This is a genomic window from Ruegeria sp. CI8, from assembly GCF_056536865.1.
Map to the genome: position 1 here is coordinate 2,060,929 of NZ_JBQFQL010000001.1, position 14,435 is coordinate 2,075,363.

Annotated in this window: 13 protein-coding genes; 6 read left to right on the forward strand and 7 right to left on the reverse strand. The window is 61.2% G+C overall.

Translation table 11 applies throughout. The features are described 5' to 3' along the window. The first annotated feature begins 2 nt into the window (after positions 1-2). Positions 3-1,076, forward strand: a complete 1,074-nt coding sequence (locus tag ACR0DA_RS10170) for a BMP family ABC transporter substrate-binding protein (RefSeq protein WP_170337473.1) — start codon at positions 3-5, stop codon at positions 1,074-1,076. 53 nt (positions 1,077-1,129) lie between these two features. On the opposite strand, the gene ACR0DA_RS10175 is transcribed toward ACR0DA_RS10170, so the two are convergent. From ACR0DA_RS10175 to ACR0DA_RS10185, 3 genes are all read right to left on the reverse strand, one after another. Further along, positions 1,130-1,750, reverse strand: coding sequence for a CDP-alcohol phosphatidyltransferase family protein (locus tag ACR0DA_RS10175; RefSeq protein ID WP_170401604.1), 621 nt, complete (start codon positions 1,748-1,750; stop codon positions 1,130-1,132). 70 nt (positions 1,751-1,820) lie between these two features. Next, on the reverse strand, positions 1,821-3,053 hold the full coding sequence (locus ACR0DA_RS10180; protein ID WP_170337786.1) for an HlyD family secretion protein: 1,233 nt from the start codon (positions 3,051-3,053) through the stop codon (positions 1,821-1,823). Between the two features lie 3 nt (positions 3,054-3,056). Continuing rightward, positions 3,057-3,434 carry a hypothetical protein gene (locus ACR0DA_RS10185; RefSeq protein ID WP_170366785.1) on the reverse strand — a complete coding sequence of 126 codons (378 nt, stop codon included), beginning with the start codon at positions 3,432-3,434 and terminating at the stop codon, positions 3,057-3,059. Positions 3,435-3,584: 150 nt separating this feature from the next. Here ACR0DA_RS10185 and ACR0DA_RS10190 point away from each other — a divergent pair, with 150 nt between their 5' ends. The 4 genes from ACR0DA_RS10190 (at position 3,585) to ACR0DA_RS10205 (ending at position 6,645) form a co-directional block, all read left to right on the forward strand. Further along, positions 3,585-4,526, forward strand: a complete 942-nt coding sequence (locus ACR0DA_RS10190; protein WP_480753821.1) for an aldo/keto reductase — start codon at positions 3,585-3,587, stop codon at positions 4,524-4,526. Next, the gene (locus ACR0DA_RS10195) at positions 4,523-5,587 is read left to right on the forward strand and encodes an NAD(P)/FAD-dependent oxidoreductase (protein ID WP_170599095.1); all 1,065 of its coding nucleotides are present in this window, start codon (positions 4,523-4,525) and stop codon (positions 5,585-5,587) included. The genes ACR0DA_RS10190 and ACR0DA_RS10195 overlap by 4 nt, the downstream gene beginning before the upstream one ends. After that, complete coding sequence (locus tag ACR0DA_RS10200) at positions 5,587-6,240, forward strand: DUF938 domain-containing protein (protein ID WP_475144787.1); 654 nt, start codon at positions 5,587-5,589, stop codon at positions 6,238-6,240. The genes ACR0DA_RS10195 and ACR0DA_RS10200 overlap by 1 nt, the downstream gene beginning before the upstream one ends. 69 nt (positions 6,241-6,309) lie before the next feature. Then, positions 6,310-6,645, forward strand: coding sequence for a carboxymuconolactone decarboxylase family protein (locus ACR0DA_RS10205; RefSeq protein ID WP_170370923.1), 336 nt, complete (start codon positions 6,310-6,312; stop codon positions 6,643-6,645). A 40-nt stretch (positions 6,646-6,685) separates the two neighbouring features. Here the strand turns inward: ACR0DA_RS10205 and ACR0DA_RS10210 are convergent, their stop codons facing one another. From ACR0DA_RS10210 to ACR0DA_RS10225, 4 genes are all read right to left on the reverse strand, one after another. After that, the gene (locus ACR0DA_RS10210; RefSeq protein WP_480753823.1) at positions 6,686-9,193 is read right to left on the reverse strand and encodes a GcvT family protein; all 2,508 of its coding nucleotides are present in this window, start codon (positions 9,191-9,193) and stop codon (positions 6,686-6,688) included. A gap of 176 nt (positions 9,194-9,369) precedes the next feature. Next, positions 9,370-10,767, reverse strand: a complete 1,398-nt coding sequence (locus tag ACR0DA_RS10215; protein WP_480753825.1) for an FAD-binding oxidoreductase — start codon at positions 10,765-10,767, stop codon at positions 9,370-9,372. A gap of 88 nt (positions 10,768-10,855) precedes the next feature. Further along, positions 10,856-12,649, reverse strand: coding sequence for a gamma-glutamyltransferase (gene ggt, locus ACR0DA_RS10220; protein WP_480753827.1), 1,794 nt, complete (start codon positions 12,647-12,649; stop codon positions 10,856-10,858). Between the two features lie 138 nt (positions 12,650-12,787). Then, positions 12,788-13,774 carry a 2-hydroxyacid dehydrogenase gene (locus ACR0DA_RS10225; protein WP_170337463.1) on the reverse strand — a complete coding sequence of 329 codons (987 nt, stop codon included), beginning with the start codon at positions 13,772-13,774 and terminating at the stop codon, positions 12,788-12,790. Positions 13,775-13,956: 182 nt separating this feature from the next. Between ACR0DA_RS10225 and ACR0DA_RS10230 the strand changes: the two genes are divergently transcribed. Next, complete coding sequence (locus ACR0DA_RS10230; RefSeq protein WP_260066315.1) at positions 13,957-14,430, forward strand: SH3 domain-containing protein; 474 nt, start codon at positions 13,957-13,959, stop codon at positions 14,428-14,430. Positions 14,431-14,435: the final 5 nt, after the last annotated feature.

The window sequence follows — 14,435 nt, forward strand, 5'->3', positions numbered from 1 at the left end:
AAATGAAATTCACTTCACTTCTGGCAAGCGCCGCCATGGCACTTGGCCTTGCCACGGGCGCCGTGGCCGAGGACAAGACAAAGGTCGGTTTCGTCTATGTCGGCCCGGTGGGCGATGGCGGCTGGACCTATGAACACGACAAGGGCCGTCAGGCCGTCGAAAAGCACTTTGGCGACAAGGTCGAAACCGTGTACGTGGAATCGGTGCCCGAAGGCCCGGATGCCGAGCGCGTCATGACCCAGATGGCGCTGGAAGGCGCTGACCTGATCTTCACCACCTCGTTCGGCTACATGGACCCGACCATCAACGTGGCCAAGAAATTCCCGGACGTGAAATTTGAACACGCCACGGGCTACAAGACCGCCGACAACGTGTCGGTCTACTCGGCGCGTTTCTATGAGGGTCGCGCTGTCCAAGGTCATATCGCCGGAAAGATGACCAAGTCGAACATCATCGGCTACATCGGTTCGTACCCGATCCCCGAAGTGATCCGCGGCATCAACTCGGCCTTCATCCACGCCAAGAAGGTGAACCCGGATGTCGAGTTCAAGATCGTCTGGGCCTACACCTGGTTCGATCCGGCGAAAGAGGCCGATGCGGCGAAGGTTCTGATCGAACAGGGCGCAGACGTGATCCTGCAGCACACGGACTCGACCGCACCGCAGGCGGCCGCACAAGAAGCCGGCAACGTGATCACTTTCGGCCAGGCCTCGGACATGAGCGAATATGCTCCGATGCCGCGCGTCAGCTCGATCATCGACAACTGGGCGCCTTACTACATCGCACGCACCCAGGCCGTGATGGACGGCACCTGGGAGTCGGTGAACACCTGGGACGGCATCAAGGAAGGCATGGTTGAAATCGGCGAGATTTCCGACGCCGTTCCGGCCGACGTCAAAGAAGAGGCGCTGGCCCTGAAAGCCGCGATTGCAGATGGCAGCTATCACCCGTTCACCGGGCCGCTGAACAAGCAAGACGGCAGCGCCTGGCTGGCCGAGGGTGAAGTGGCCGATGATGGCACTCTGGCCGGCATGAACTTCTATGTCGAAGGGCTGGAAGGCGACATCCCGCAATAAGCGGGACATGTACTGTCAACAAACCCAAAGCCCGCCGGAAACGGCGGGCTTTTTCAGTTCCCGGAACGGTTGCCGAAACTGCGCGCTGCCAACACGATCCGGGATATGGCGGTCAGGAAACACAAGCTGCCGAATATCCACGCCAAAGCGGCAAACGCATCTGGCACCAGACACAAAAGAACAAGGAAACCGATCGTTTCTGCCCCCTCCAGCAAACCACCGGAAAAATACAGGGCCTTCTGCCCTCTGGCGTCGGTCTTCAATCCGTGCCGGTCGGCCAGCAGCGAAAAGCCCAGAAAACTGGTGCCGTTGAAATAGAAGGACAGCAAAAGGAAAGCACCGGCCACGCCATTGGCAGCCGGGTCAGCCAGAATAAATGCGAAGGGGATCGCGCCGTAGAACAGAAAGTCGCAGGTGATATCCAGATAACCACCGAAATCGGTGCCACCCCGGGCGCGCGCAACGGCACCGTCCAGGCCATCCGCGAGGCGCGACAGCAGTAACGGCACCAGGGCCCAGTACGTCGCGCCGGCCACGATCAGGCCCGCTGCGACCAAACCAAGTGCCAGCCCAATCAGCGTCACCTGGTTTGCCGTAAAGCCCAACCGCGCGAGAAAACGGCCCTGAGCGTTCAGGGCCGGGTCGATAATCGGGCGGATTTGCGCATCAAACATGTGCGGCAGTTAACCGGGGACAGGCACCATTTCCAGACACAATAGCGCGAGAACACTCACGTTCCCGCCATCAGTGGCCGCTTAGAACCAGCGTGTTCACCGGCATCAGGATCAGACGCAATCGCAAGCCTGCCGCATGAACCACACCGATCGTGTCCACGACATGCAGGAATGCCCTTTCCCAGAACCCCAGATCTTCGTGTTCAAGCCTGTCGTGATTGTCGGTGTAGACATTGGCAAGACAGTTGCTGCCCGGGGGAACCTTGTCTGCCAGCCCTTCATAAAGCGGCTCGAGGTACACGAGGATTGATCCGGGGGTTGTGTTCTGTTGAACGTCGCGCAATTCGTCAGTGGGCCGGATCTGCCCCGAAGGGATCACATCCTGCACCTGGACCACAACGACCGGAATCACCGTGAATGGCCGCGTCATACAGCCCAGCTCTCCGATCATTCCCGGTTTGATCACCTGCGCAGACATCTGGTTGAAAGCCGCCTGAAACCGGTCGCGGCCGGAATCCGTCGGAACCAGAATCCCCGCCGGGCGCATCAGCGGGCTGACAAAATCGCCGACCCGTAGCCCGAACTGCTCGACCCGGCCCGTCACACCGGCGCTGATTGTCGTCTTGTCCAATTCGGCCAGAGCGGCATCCAGCTGCGCTTCGGCGCTGGCCAACTGGGCAGGGATCAGTTCTTCGATCTTCTGAACAACGGCCGCCTTTTGGGATTGCGCGGCCAGAACCTTGGCCTCGCGCTCGGCGACAAGGTTCTCCAGTCGCTCGATCTCGGTCAGGCGGACTGCGCTGGATCCCTGATCGCGCAGGGTGGTGTTGCGCTCCAAATCCTCAAGCGCCTGCGCCAGCGCCGCCTGCGCGCCTGCAATGCCGGCTTCGGCCTCGGCCAGATCCGTTTGCGCGACCTTCAGCGAGGCCTGTATCTGAGCAATCTGGGCATGTGCGGCTTCGACCTGCGCGCGCTGGGTGAAATCCTCGATACGAAAGATCGGCTGGCCCGCGGTGACCATCTGGTTGTTGGTGACATAGACCTCGGACACCCGCCCACCCAGTTGCGGAAGAATCGTCACGGTCCGGAAATAGGACGCCGCCGTTTTGCTTGCCGGATGGAAGTAGAACAGCGTGGTAATCACCGTCAGTGCAAGGATTGCGCAGGCGGTCAGCCCCCAGCGCAGTTCGTACCACATGGTGAACAGCGTGATTTCGTGGCCAATCCGTTTTCCCTGAACGAAGCGTCGGAACAGAAAGTCGGGCAGAACGGTGACCAGTGCGCACAGAAATGTTTCGATCATGCGTCAGTGCTCCTGCGGAGCGGCGGGCTCAGGGTCAGGCTCAGCGGGCGGAGGAGACGCCCCGGGGGCCAGTGACCGAATTGCATCTGCAATCGCGCGCAGGGGCGCTGCAAAGTCAGGAAACTGAAAACCAGCAACCAGGATGGCGGCAACCCAGAACAAACCGTTGTGCGTAAACAGGGCCAACAACGCCAGGATACCAACCAACTGAAACTGCGGGTGGTTGTTCTCATGGGCCATCTTCTCGGGGATCGAGTGCAACGTAAAATACGCGACACCGATCAGCAGGATCAGACCAACCGTGAAGATCACCATGAAATTGAAGAGAAAATCGCTGCCATCCGCCTGGGTCACATATGACGGAATGTGCCCTGTGGCCATTGGGTGTAGGTCTGCGCTGGTCACCCTGCCCTCCTGCGTTTTTGGTTGTGAATGTTTGGAAGGGTTGATGCGCAAATTCAACCCTGATTAAAACTTGGGGCGACAATTGATCAAAGACCCCCGTTTGTCGGGCTCATTTCAGGCACTCTCATGACACTCAGGCTTTCCAATCCCGACGGCACTGACATTGGCCGTTTCACTTTTGGCACGATGCAGTTCGGGGGCCGCGCCGATGCCGAACAAAGCCGGGCCATGTTCGACGCCTGTCGCGCGGCCGGCATCACGCATTTCGATACGGCTTTTGTCTATACCGACGGTGCGTCGGAAACGTTGCTGGGCCAGATGATCGCGTCTCAGCGCGAGCAACTGACGATCGCCACCAAAGCGGGCTACACAGGCGGCGCCGGCGCGGCCAACATCCGTGCGCAGTTCGACATGTCCCGCAAACGTCTGGGTCAGGACATGGTCGACCTGCTGTACCTGCACCGGTTCGATCCGGACACCGATCTTGCCGAAACGATGGAGTGTTTTGCCCAGCTCAAAGACGCGGGCAAGATCCGCTATGTCGGCTTGTCCAACTTTGCAGCCTGGCAAGTGATGAAAGCCGTGCGCGTCGCCGCAGATTTCGGCATGACCATCGACGCGCTGCAACCGATGTACAATTTGGTCAAGCGACAGGCCGAGGTCGAGATCCTGCCAATGTGTGCGGATCAAGGCATCTCGGTTTTTGCCTACTCGCCGCTGGGTGGCGGATTGCTGACCGGAAAGTATTCCCGTGGCGGTGCAGCCGGCCGGCTGTCCGAAGATGACCGATATGCCAGCCGCTATGGAGCTGAGTGGATGGCCGAAACAGCTGCCGAGCTGGCCCGCTTGGGACATCAGGCTGGCGTGGATCCGGCGACGCTTGCCGTCGCTTGGGTTGCCGCCAGCCCGTTTGCCCCGTCGCCGATCATATCGGCCATATCTGCCGAACAGCTGGCGCCGTCGCTGGCTGCTCTGACGTTCGACCTATCGGCCGAGCTCTATGCCCGCATCACGGCGCTCAGCCAGACACCGCCACCGGCGACGGACCGGCTGGAGGAGGTCCAGTGATTGATTTTCTGATCATCGGCGGCGGCATTGCCGGCCTAAGCGCCGGCGCGCGTCTGTCCGAGCATGGGACGGTAACCGTACTCGAGGCCGAGGACGCGCTGGGCTATCACGCCTCGGGGCGATCGGCGGCATTGTTCGAAGAAGGTTATGGCCCGCCTTCGGTCGTGGCTCTGAACAAGGCCAGCGCCGAGTTCTTTTTTTCGAACGACTATCTGACCCCGCGCGGGCTGATGCTGCTGGCCAAAAGTGATCAGGCCGACCAGTTCCGCAAAGACCTGAGCGAGCTGGGAATGGCCGAAATTTCGGTCGCCGATGCGTTGGTGCGTGTTCCGGTCCTGAACCCGGAATCCGTTGCATACGCAGCGCTGAGTGAGGGCGCTTACGACATCGACACCGACCGCATGCTGCAGGATTTCGCCCGCACCATTCGCGCCAATGCGGGATCGGTACTGACCCGCCAAAAAGTGACGCGGATCCGCAAGGACGGCAATTGGCTGGTGGAAGCGGCCGAGGTCTTTCAGGCGCGCACCATCGTCAATGCCGCTGGTGCGTGGGCGGACGAGGTCGCAAGGATGGCCGGGATCGCACCGATCGGAATCACGCCGCGCCGCCGTTCCATGGCCCGGCTGCCGGCACCCGGGGGCCATGATGTGAAAAATTGGCCGATGATGCTGGGCACGGGTGAGACCTGGTACGCCAAACCGGATGCCGGCAAGCTGTTGGTGTCACCGTCCGAGGCCGACCCGGTCGAACCGCATGACGCCTATGCCGACGATATGGTGCTGGCCGAGGGCCTGGCCCGGTACGAAGAAATGGTGACCAGCCCGGTCACCCGTGTCGAGACCAATTGGGCCGGGCTGCGCAGCTTTGCCCCGGATGGCACGCTTGTTCTGGGTCCCGACCCGTCGGATGAAAGCTTTGTCTGGTCTGCCGGTCAGGGAGGGTACGGGTTTCAAACCGCACCGGCCGCATCGCGATTGGTTGCTGATCTTGCGCTGGGCCGCGCGCCCGAGTTGGATGCCGCGATGGTCTCCGCGCTTTCCGTGCCCCGGTTACGCTGATGGGGGGGCGGAAACTGCCTCCGACGGCAAGCGTCGCCTCTCAGGGTGACGGCGCGAAGATGATCGCTCCTGCGGCCAGCCGAAATACGGACGCCTTGTGCGCGTTGCTGGCCGAGATGCCCATCGCAACTGGAAACGCATTGGAACTGGCCAGCGGTACGGGCCAACACGTCGCCGCATTTGCCCGTATCTTTCCCGACCTCACTTGGCAGCCGAGCGAGATCGATCCCGCCCGCCGGGCCAGCATCGACGCCTATGCGGAGGGCCTGCCAAACATCCTTCCCGCCGTCGAGCTGGACGCAACCCTGCCCGGGTGGCACCAAAACTTTGGCAACCAGGACCTTATCATTCTGATCAACCTGCTGCATCTGATCAGCTGGAAAGAAGCCCGGAATATCCTTTCCGAGGCCGCATTGGCCCTTGGCCCCGGGGGGCGGTTCGTTCTCTACGGACCGTTCATGCGCCAGGGCAAGCTGATCAGCGACGGCGACCGACGCTTTCATGCCGACCTGACCCGGCAAGATCCCGAGATAGGCTACAAAGACGACAGCCAGATCAGCAACTATCTGGAAAGCACAGGGCTGCGGGTTGTCGGAGTGGTTCCAATGCCTGCGAACAATCTGGCTTTTGTCGCAGAAAAGCCCTCGATCTGATCAAGATCAAAGCCGTTCCGAGGCCGCTGATACATATGCAAGATGCAATATGTAAATGAGGCACAAGACATGACCTGGTCAGACAAGCTTGTTGAAACGCGCAGCGGATTGCGCAACCTGAACGGAGCCATACCGGATACCGCCCGCGCTTTCGGCGCGCTCGGGAAATCGGTCAAGGAAGGCGGAACACTGGACTTCAAGACCAAGGAGTTCATCGCCTTGGGCATGTCCATCGCAGTACGGTGCGAACCCTGCATTTCGTTGCACACCGAAACACTGGTCAAGGCGGGCGCTTCGCGTGAGGAATTCTCGGACGTTCTGGCCATGGCGATCCAAATGGGTGGCGGTCCGTCGATGATGTACGCAGCCAAGGCGCTGGAGTGCTTCGACGAACTCAGCGCATAGCCAAAAAAAGGCCCCGGAGTTGTCCGGGGCCTCTGTCCGATCAACCGTCCTTGCGGATGGTCTCGTTCTTTGGGTCATAGGGACTGTCGCACGTCACGACCGCATCCCACAGCTGGTCCAGCATTTTGACCTTCAGTTTGGTACCTTCCACGGCCAGATCGGGCTTTACATAGCCCATGCCGATGGATTTCTCGAAAGCCACCGAATACCCGCCCGAGGTCAGACGCCCCACGCGCTCACCTTCGGGCGTATACAGCGCCTCACGGCCCCAGGGGTCGGCATCCTCGGGCCCGTCGATCAGCAGGGTACAGCATTTCACCCGTACGCCGGTTTCGATCAGCTTGTCCTTGCCGTGGAACTCCTTGTCCAGATCGACGAAACGCGGCAGGTCGGCCTCGAGCGGGGTGGCGTCGCGGCCCAGTTCGGTGCCGAAGGCGCGATAGGATTTCTCCTGCCGCAGCCAGTTCTGGGCGCGGGCGCCGACCAGCTTCATGCCGTGCTTCTCGCCGGCCTGTTCCAGAAGGTCGAACAGGTAGTTCTGCATCTCGATCGGGTGATGCAGTTCCCAGCCCAGCTCGCCGGTGTAGGCCACGCGGATCGCGTTGACCGGGCACATGCCCAGTTCGATCTGACGTGCCGACAGCCACGGGAAGCGCTTGTTCGACAGGGCGGTTTCCGGCTCGGCGTCCTTGATGACCTCTTTCAGCACGTCGCGCGATTCCGGCCCGGCGATGGCGAAAACGCCCCACTGGGTGGTCACGTCCTGGATCTCGATGTAGCCGAACTCGTCCATCTTGTCCTCGGCCGCCTTGCGCAGGAAGTCGGCGTCATACTCGGTCCAGGCACCGGCCGAAACGAGGTAGTACTCGTTCTCTTTCAGGCGAACTATGGTGTACTCGGTACGCGTGGTGCCATGCGCCGTAAGCGCATAGGTCAGATTGATGCGGCCGACCTTGGGCAGCTTGTTGCAGGTGAACCAGTCCAGAAACTGCGTGGCGCCGGGGCCCTTGACGACATGCTTGGTGAAGGCTGACGCGTCGATCAGACCAACGCCGTTGCGGATCGCCTTCGCTTCTTCGACGGCAAACTGCCACCATCCACCACGGCGGAAGCTGCGGCTTTCCTTGTCGAAGTTGTCGGGGGCATCGACCGGGCCAAAGTAGTTGGGGCGTTCCCAACCGTTGACCCACCCAAACTGCGCGCCACGGGCTTTCTGACGATCATAGGCCGGAACGGTGCGCAGCGGACGGCAGGCCTCGCGCTCTTCGTCCGGGTGATGCAGAATGTAGACGTGCTCGTAGCATTCCTCGTTCTTGCGCGCGGCGAATTCGGTGGTCAACCAGTTGGACGAATAGCGTTTGGGGTCCAGCGAGGCCATGTCGATCTCGGCTTCGCCATCGACCATCATCTGCGCCAGATAATAGCCGGTGCCGCCGGCGGCGGTGATGCCAAAGCTGAACCCTTCGGCCAGCCACATATTTCGCAGACCCGGCGCCGGGCCGACCAGCGGGTTGCCATCAGGCGTATAGCAGATGGGACCGTTGAAATCGTCCTTGAGGCCGGACTCGGCACAGGACGGGACACGCTCGGCCATAGCCATGTACTGATCGGCGATCCGGTCGAGATTCAGAGGGAACAGGTCAGCGCGGAAACTGTCGGGCACACCGTATTCGAAACGTGCCGGGGCACCGTGCTCGTAGATGCCGAGGATCCAGCCGCCGCGCTCTTCGCGTGCGTAGGATTCGTTGTCGGCGTCGCGCACGACCGGGTGTTCCGGATTGCCGGCTTCACGCCACTTCACCAGTTCCGGGTCCTTGTCCATGACAATGAAAGTATGCTCGACCGGGATCGCGGGCATCTTGATGCCAAGCAGCTTGGCGGTACGCTGGGCATGGTTTCCCGAAGCGGTCACCACGTGCTCGGCGGTGATGACCACCTGCTCGTCGCTGGGGACAAGGTTGCCACCCTTTTCGACCATCTTGGTGCAGGTGACTTCCCAACGGGTTCCGTTCCAATGGAAGGCATCGGCCTGCATCTTGCGCACGATCTCGACACCGCGCTGACGGGCACCCTTGGCCATCGCCTGGGTCACGTCGGCCGGATTGATGTAACCGTCCTCGGTATGGTAAAGCGCGCCCTTCAGATCCGAAGTTTCGATCAGCGGCCAGCGCTCCTTGATCTGCTCGGGCGTCAACCATTCATATTTGACGTCGCAGGTCTCGGCAGTCGAGGCATAGAGCATGAACTCATCCATGCGGTCCTGCGTCTGCGCCATGCGCAGGTTTCCGACCACCGCAAACCCCGCATTCAGGCCGGTTTCCTCTTCCAGCGTCTTGTAGAAATCCACCGAGTATTTGTGGATATGGGTTGTCGCGTAGGACATATTGAACAGCGGAAGCAGACCCGCAGCGTGCCAGGTCGAACCGGAGGTCAACTCGTCCCTCTCGATCAGCATGACATCATCCCAGCCCGCCTTGGCCAGGTGATAGGCTATCGAGGTCCCAACGGCGCCGCCGCCAACGACCAGTGCTTTGACTTGGGTTTTCATACGCCCGCTCTCCGGATTGAGTCTGTTTGGCAAGGTTTATGCCGAACGAGACCAATCAGCGCCAAGTCCATCCGACGCAAAACGGTGCAAAACCGACCTGCCGTACACGTTGGGACGCGAATCCGGGAACAGGCACGCACCAACAGCCGTTGGTTGCGTGCGCCTTCCCGGCCTGGTCAGACGATCTTGCCGGGGTTCATGATGTTGTCAGGATCCAGGGCAGCCTTGATCGCCGCCATGTACCGGGTTGCATCCCCAAGTTCCCGGACCAGATACGGTTTCTTGCCCTGCCCGATTCCATGCTCACCCGTGCAGGTCCCGTCCATCGAGATCGCCAGATCGTTGAGCCATCCGACAAACTGACTGGCCCGCGCCACTTCGTCGGCATCGTCCATGTCGATCAGCACCAACGTATGGAAGTTTCCGTCGCCGACATGACCGACGACCGGGGCCAGCAGGTCTAACTCGGCTGCCTTGTCCTGAGCCTTGGTGACGCATTCGGCCAAGCGCGAGATCGGGACGCAGACATCCGTCGAGATTCCACGCGCTCCGGGCCGAAGCTGGAGGGACGCCCAATACATGTCGTGCCGCGCCTGCCAGAGCTTGGACCTTTCTTCCGTGCTGGCCGTAGCGACAAAGCCGGTGCCGCCAAAATCCTCGGCGATTTCGCCAAAGGTTTCGGCCTGCTCCGCTGCGCCGGCCTCCGAGCCATGAAACTCGAGCAGAAGCAACGGCGTTTCCGGCAGCTTCAGCCCGGAATACGCGTTGGCCGCCTTGACCGACATCGCGTCCAGCAGTTCGATCCGGGCAACCGGAACGCCGAATTGAATGGTCGTCATCACGGCCTGACAGGCCGCATCCACCGTCGGGAAAGAACACCGGGCCGAGGTAATCGCCTCGGGGATGCCGTGCAGTTTCAGAGTCAGTTCGGTAATGATGCCCAGCGTGCCCTCGGCACCGACAAACAAGCGGGTGAGATCGTAGCCGGCCGAAGATTTTTTGGCCCGGTGACCGGTACGGATAATTTTGCCATCGGGCATAACCGCCTCGAGGCTCAGGACATTGTCCTTCATCGTTCCATAGCGAACCGCATTGGTACCCGACGCTCGGGTCGCCGCCATCCCGCCCAATGAGGCATTGGCTCCGGGATCAATCGGAAAGAACAGCCCCTTGTCGCGCAGATGGGTATTCAAATCCTCGCGGGTGACCCCGGGCTGCACGACGCAATCCAGATCACCTTCGTTCACGGCCAAGACCCGGTTCATCTGGCCAAGATCGATGCAAACGCCGCCGGCCGGCGCGTTCACGTGGCCTTCCAGCGACGTTCCGGTGCCGAAAGGGATCACGGGAACCTTGTGCGCCGCACAGGTCTTGACGATGTCCGAGACCTCTTCGGTCGAATTGGGAAAGACCACCGCGTCCGGGCTTTGGTTTTCAATCCAGGTCGTGGTGTGCCCGTGCTGCTCGCGGATCGAGGCGCCGGTCTGCAACCGGTCCCCGAACCGCTGTTTCAGAATGCTGATGGCGGTGTCGATCCCCGCCGCATTGCGGAACAATGCTGTCGCTTCAACCATGGCAACCCTCCCTTGATGCAGTGGCGCAGGCCCAGACAATGACTAGAAGGCCGACGCCACAGGGGCAATACCCATCGCTGCGACGTGATCACTCGCCCAGTGCGATGCCCTCTCGACGTGGATCAGCTCCGCCGTGCAGACCGTCGCGGATTTCGATGGCATGAAGGCCCGAGGTCAGATCCCGCGCGTTCACTTCAAAACCCAGTTCGCCCAACATGTCCGCAAAGCCTTCGGCGCTTGTGCCGACCTCGACATCATAGGTCCCGAAACGGTTCACCAGATGAGGAAGGGCAACCGCCTGCTGGACGTCCATACCCCAGTCCGCCCAGGCAATGATTGATTTTGCAACATAACCGATGATCCGGCTGCCACCCGGAGACCCGATCGCCAGAACCGGAGACCCGTCCTGCATGACAATCGTCGGACTCATTGAGGAACGCGGGCGTTTGCCTGGTTCGATCCGGTTGGCAATCGGAACCCCGTCCCTGTGGGTCCGGAAGGAAAAGTCGGTCAGTTCGTTGTTCAGCAGAAAGCCGTTGGTCATCAGACGCGAACCAAAACCGTTCTCGATTGTTGTGGTCATCGAAAGCACGTTTCCATAGGCGTCCACGATCGAAATATGGGACGTCGACGGCAGTTCGATCGAAGCATCGTCGGCCCAGTTCAGCGCATGGTCAAACTCAGGATTTCCCGGCGCAACCTCGGTCAACGCCCCAGCGTCATTCAGCAACGCGGCACGCTCGGCCAGATAGGCCGGATCGATCAGGCCCTGCGTCGGCATCGGAATGAAATCACTGTCGGCCATGTAGCGACCGCGATCCGCGAAGGCCAGGCGCGAGGCATCGCCGATCAGCCGCCACGCTTCGGCGCTTTCGGGACCCATCCCCGCCAAATCGTAATTGTCGAGAATGCCAAGGATCTGCCCAACCGTCAGCGCGCCCGAGGACGGCGGACCCATCCCGCAGACCTCATAGCTGCGATAGGTGGCACAGATCGGCTCGCGCTCTATCACCTGATACAACGCCAGATCAACTCCGGACAGAACCCCCGGGTTACCCGGAGCGTTTCGGACAGTCCGCACGATGTCAGCCGCGATCTCTCCTCCATAAAAGCCCGCAGCCCCTTCGGACGCCAGAACGCGCAGGGTTTCGGCATAGTCTGGGTTGGTGAGGCGCTGACCCTGGGCCAGCGGCTCGCCGCCCGGCAGGAAGTAGTTGGCCGTGTCCGAGAAGCGTGCCAGACGTTCAGCGTCGGCCTGAATCAAGCCCGCCAGCCGGGGTGAAACGACAAACCCCTCGTCGGCCAATCGGATACCATCCTCGAACAGACCGGGCCAGGGGCTACGCCCCCAGCGCCGATGGGCTTCCTCCAACAATGCAGGCGTGCCGGGTGTCCCGACCGAAAGCCCGCCAACAACCGCGTCGAAGAATTTGAGCGGCTCGCCGTTTTCGTCTTGAAACAGGGTCGGGCTTGCCTCTCTCGGCGCGGTTTCTCGCCCATCCAAGGTGGTCAGGCGTCCGCTGGCCGCGTCGTACCAAGCCAGAAAGGCACCCCCGCCCAAACCCGAGGACTGCGGTTCGACCAGGCCCAAGACAACCTGAACGGCGACCATTGCATCCGCTGCCGTTCCACCGGCAGCCAGAATCTTGGCACCCGCCTCGACGGCAAGCGGGTTGGCCGCCGCAACCATCCAGGTTTTAGCTTTGACGGGCACACCGTCGGCCTTGGCCTTCAGCGCGGCGATCACCTCGTCGGTCAAGGCCTGAACCTGGCCGTCGGATGCACCCTCGGGCGCGACCTCATCGGCGGTTTGCTGGGCAAACACTGGGCTCGCCAGGGTCAGCGCGCAGGCCACAACAGTAGGGAACCAATTGGAGCACATAATAAACCTCCTTATCCAAATACTGATTCTGACAGTGCACGGCACCGTACTGCCCCGCAACCATGTGCGGGGACGACCGCCAAAGACGGCAAAGCTCTGCCTTGCAAACAGCAGGAGCCCGTATGCCTTGGCGTGTTCTTACAGCATCGCGGGAACGACCTGATCAGGCGGCCGGTGCCCGTCTTCAAACGTCTTGATATTGATGATGACCTTTTCGCCCATCTCGATGCGACCCTCGAGCGTCGCCGACCCCATATGCGGCAGCAGCACGACATTCGGCAGCTGCCGAAGTCGGGGATTCACGTCGGTTCCGTGCTCGTAGACGTCCAGCCCGGCACCGGCGATCTCGCCCGCCCGGATCATCCGCGTCAACGCGTTTTCGTCCAACACCTCGCCCCGCGACGTGTTCACGATGACCGCCGTCGGCTTCATCAGCTTTAGACGTCGCGCGTTCATCAGATGAAATGACGACGGCGTTGATGGGCAGTTGATCGAGATCACGTCCATACGCGCCACCATCTGATCGAGGCTTTCCCAATAGGTCGCCTCAAGATCCTGTTCTATTTCGGGACGCAACCGGCGGCGGTTGTGGTAGTGGACCTGCATTCCGAAGGCCCGGGCGCGGCGCGCGACGGCCTGTCCGATCCGCCCCATACCCAGAATGCCCAGACGCCGGCCTCCTATCCGCCCGCCAAGGAATGCCGTCGGCGCCCAGCCGGTCCAGTCCCCCTTTTGCATAACCGACAGACCCTCGGGAATCCGACGGGTTACGGCAAGGATCAGCGCCATCGTCATGTCGGCGGTATCGTCGGTCAGAACACCCGGCGTGTTCGAGACCAGGATGCCGCGCTGACGGGCCGTCGCGACATCGATATGGTCGACACCGGCGCCATAATTCGCAATCAGCCTCAGCCGCTCTCCGGCTTGGCCCAAAACACCCGCGTCGATCGTGTCCGTGATCGTTGGAACCAGCACATCGGCCTGTTTGACCGCCTCGACCAACTCGTCGCGCGTCATCGGTGTGTCGGTGTCCCGCAAACGGACGTCGAACAACTCGCTCAAACGTGTCTCGACCACTTCGGGCAACCGTCGCGTTACAACAACACTCAGACGTTCTCTTGGCACTTCAGCCCTCCTACCGCTTTGCATTCCGATGCGCGTCATGGCATCGTGGCGCAGGATCAGCCGGGGCACAAGAACCCCATGGGCATCGCTCCAACCTTTTTTGAAACACGGCAGACAGGCAAATCAGCGGGCAGGCAGTGAGTGCTTTCTTGAGGGCGAAACGCCCAGTTCTGGCATTTCTAATCACGCTTCTGTTCCTGACAGGCGCAATCGCGCACGCGCAGGAAAAACGCGGGCAGGTGACGAACCTGCCTTTGCCGCGCTACGTGTCGATGAAGGCGGCCGAGGCGAACGTACGCCGCGGTCCTTCGCTGACTCATCGTGTTGACTGGGTGTTCAAGCGACGCGGCATGCCACTTCAGGTGACGGCCGAATATGGCAACTGGCGCAAGGTTCAGGATCGCGACGGGGCCGGCGGATGGGTCCACTACGCTCTGTTGTCAGGTGTCCGCACGGTTCTGATTGAATCGGACATGCTGCCGGTCTACGCCAGCCCCGATCCCAAATCCCCGGTCAACGCTCATTTCGAAACAGGCGTCGTGGCCCGCTTGGGTACCTGCACGGTGGATTGGTGCCGCATTTCGGCCGGTGGCTATCGCGGCTGGACCCTCAAAAGCAATCTTTGGGGCGTGGAGCCCGACGAAATCCGGGAATGAGACCC

Bases quoted from the DNA above. Each gene is read 5' to 3' on its own strand.
- ACR0DA_RS10170 (WP_170337473.1), top strand. From the start codon at position 3: ATGAAATTCACTTCACTTCTGGCAAGCGCCGCCATGGCACTTGGCCTT.
- ACR0DA_RS10175 (WP_170401604.1), bottom strand. From the start codon at position 1,750: ATGTTTGATGCGCAAATCCGCCCGATTATCGACCCGGCCCTGAACGCT.
- ACR0DA_RS10180 (WP_170337786.1), bottom strand. From the start codon at position 3,053: ATGATCGAAACATTTCTGTGCGCACTGGTCACCGTTCTGCCCGACTTT.
- ACR0DA_RS10185 (WP_170366785.1), bottom strand. From the start codon at position 3,434: ATGGCCACAGGGCACATTCCGTCATATGTGACCCAGGCGGATGGCAGC.
- ACR0DA_RS10190 (WP_480753821.1), top strand. From the start codon at position 3,585: ATGACACTCAGGCTTTCCAATCCCGACGGCACTGACATTGGCCGTTTC.
- ACR0DA_RS10200 (WP_475144787.1), top strand. From the start codon at position 5,587: ATGGGGGGGCGGAAACTGCCTCCGACGGCAAGCGTCGCCTCTCAGGGT.
- ACR0DA_RS10205 (WP_170370923.1), top strand. From the start codon at position 6,310: ATGACCTGGTCAGACAAGCTTGTTGAAACGCGCAGCGGATTGCGCAAC.
- ACR0DA_RS10210 (WP_480753823.1), bottom strand. From the start codon at position 9,193: ATGAAAACCCAAGTCAAAGCACTGGTCGTTGGCGGCGGCGCCGTTGGG.
- ACR0DA_RS10215 (WP_480753825.1), bottom strand. From the start codon at position 10,767: ATGGTTGAAGCGACAGCATTGTTCCGCAATGCGGCGGGGATCGACACC.
- ggt (WP_480753827.1), bottom strand. From the start codon at position 12,649: ATGTGCTCCAATTGGTTCCCTACTGTTGTGGCCTGCGCGCTGACCCTG.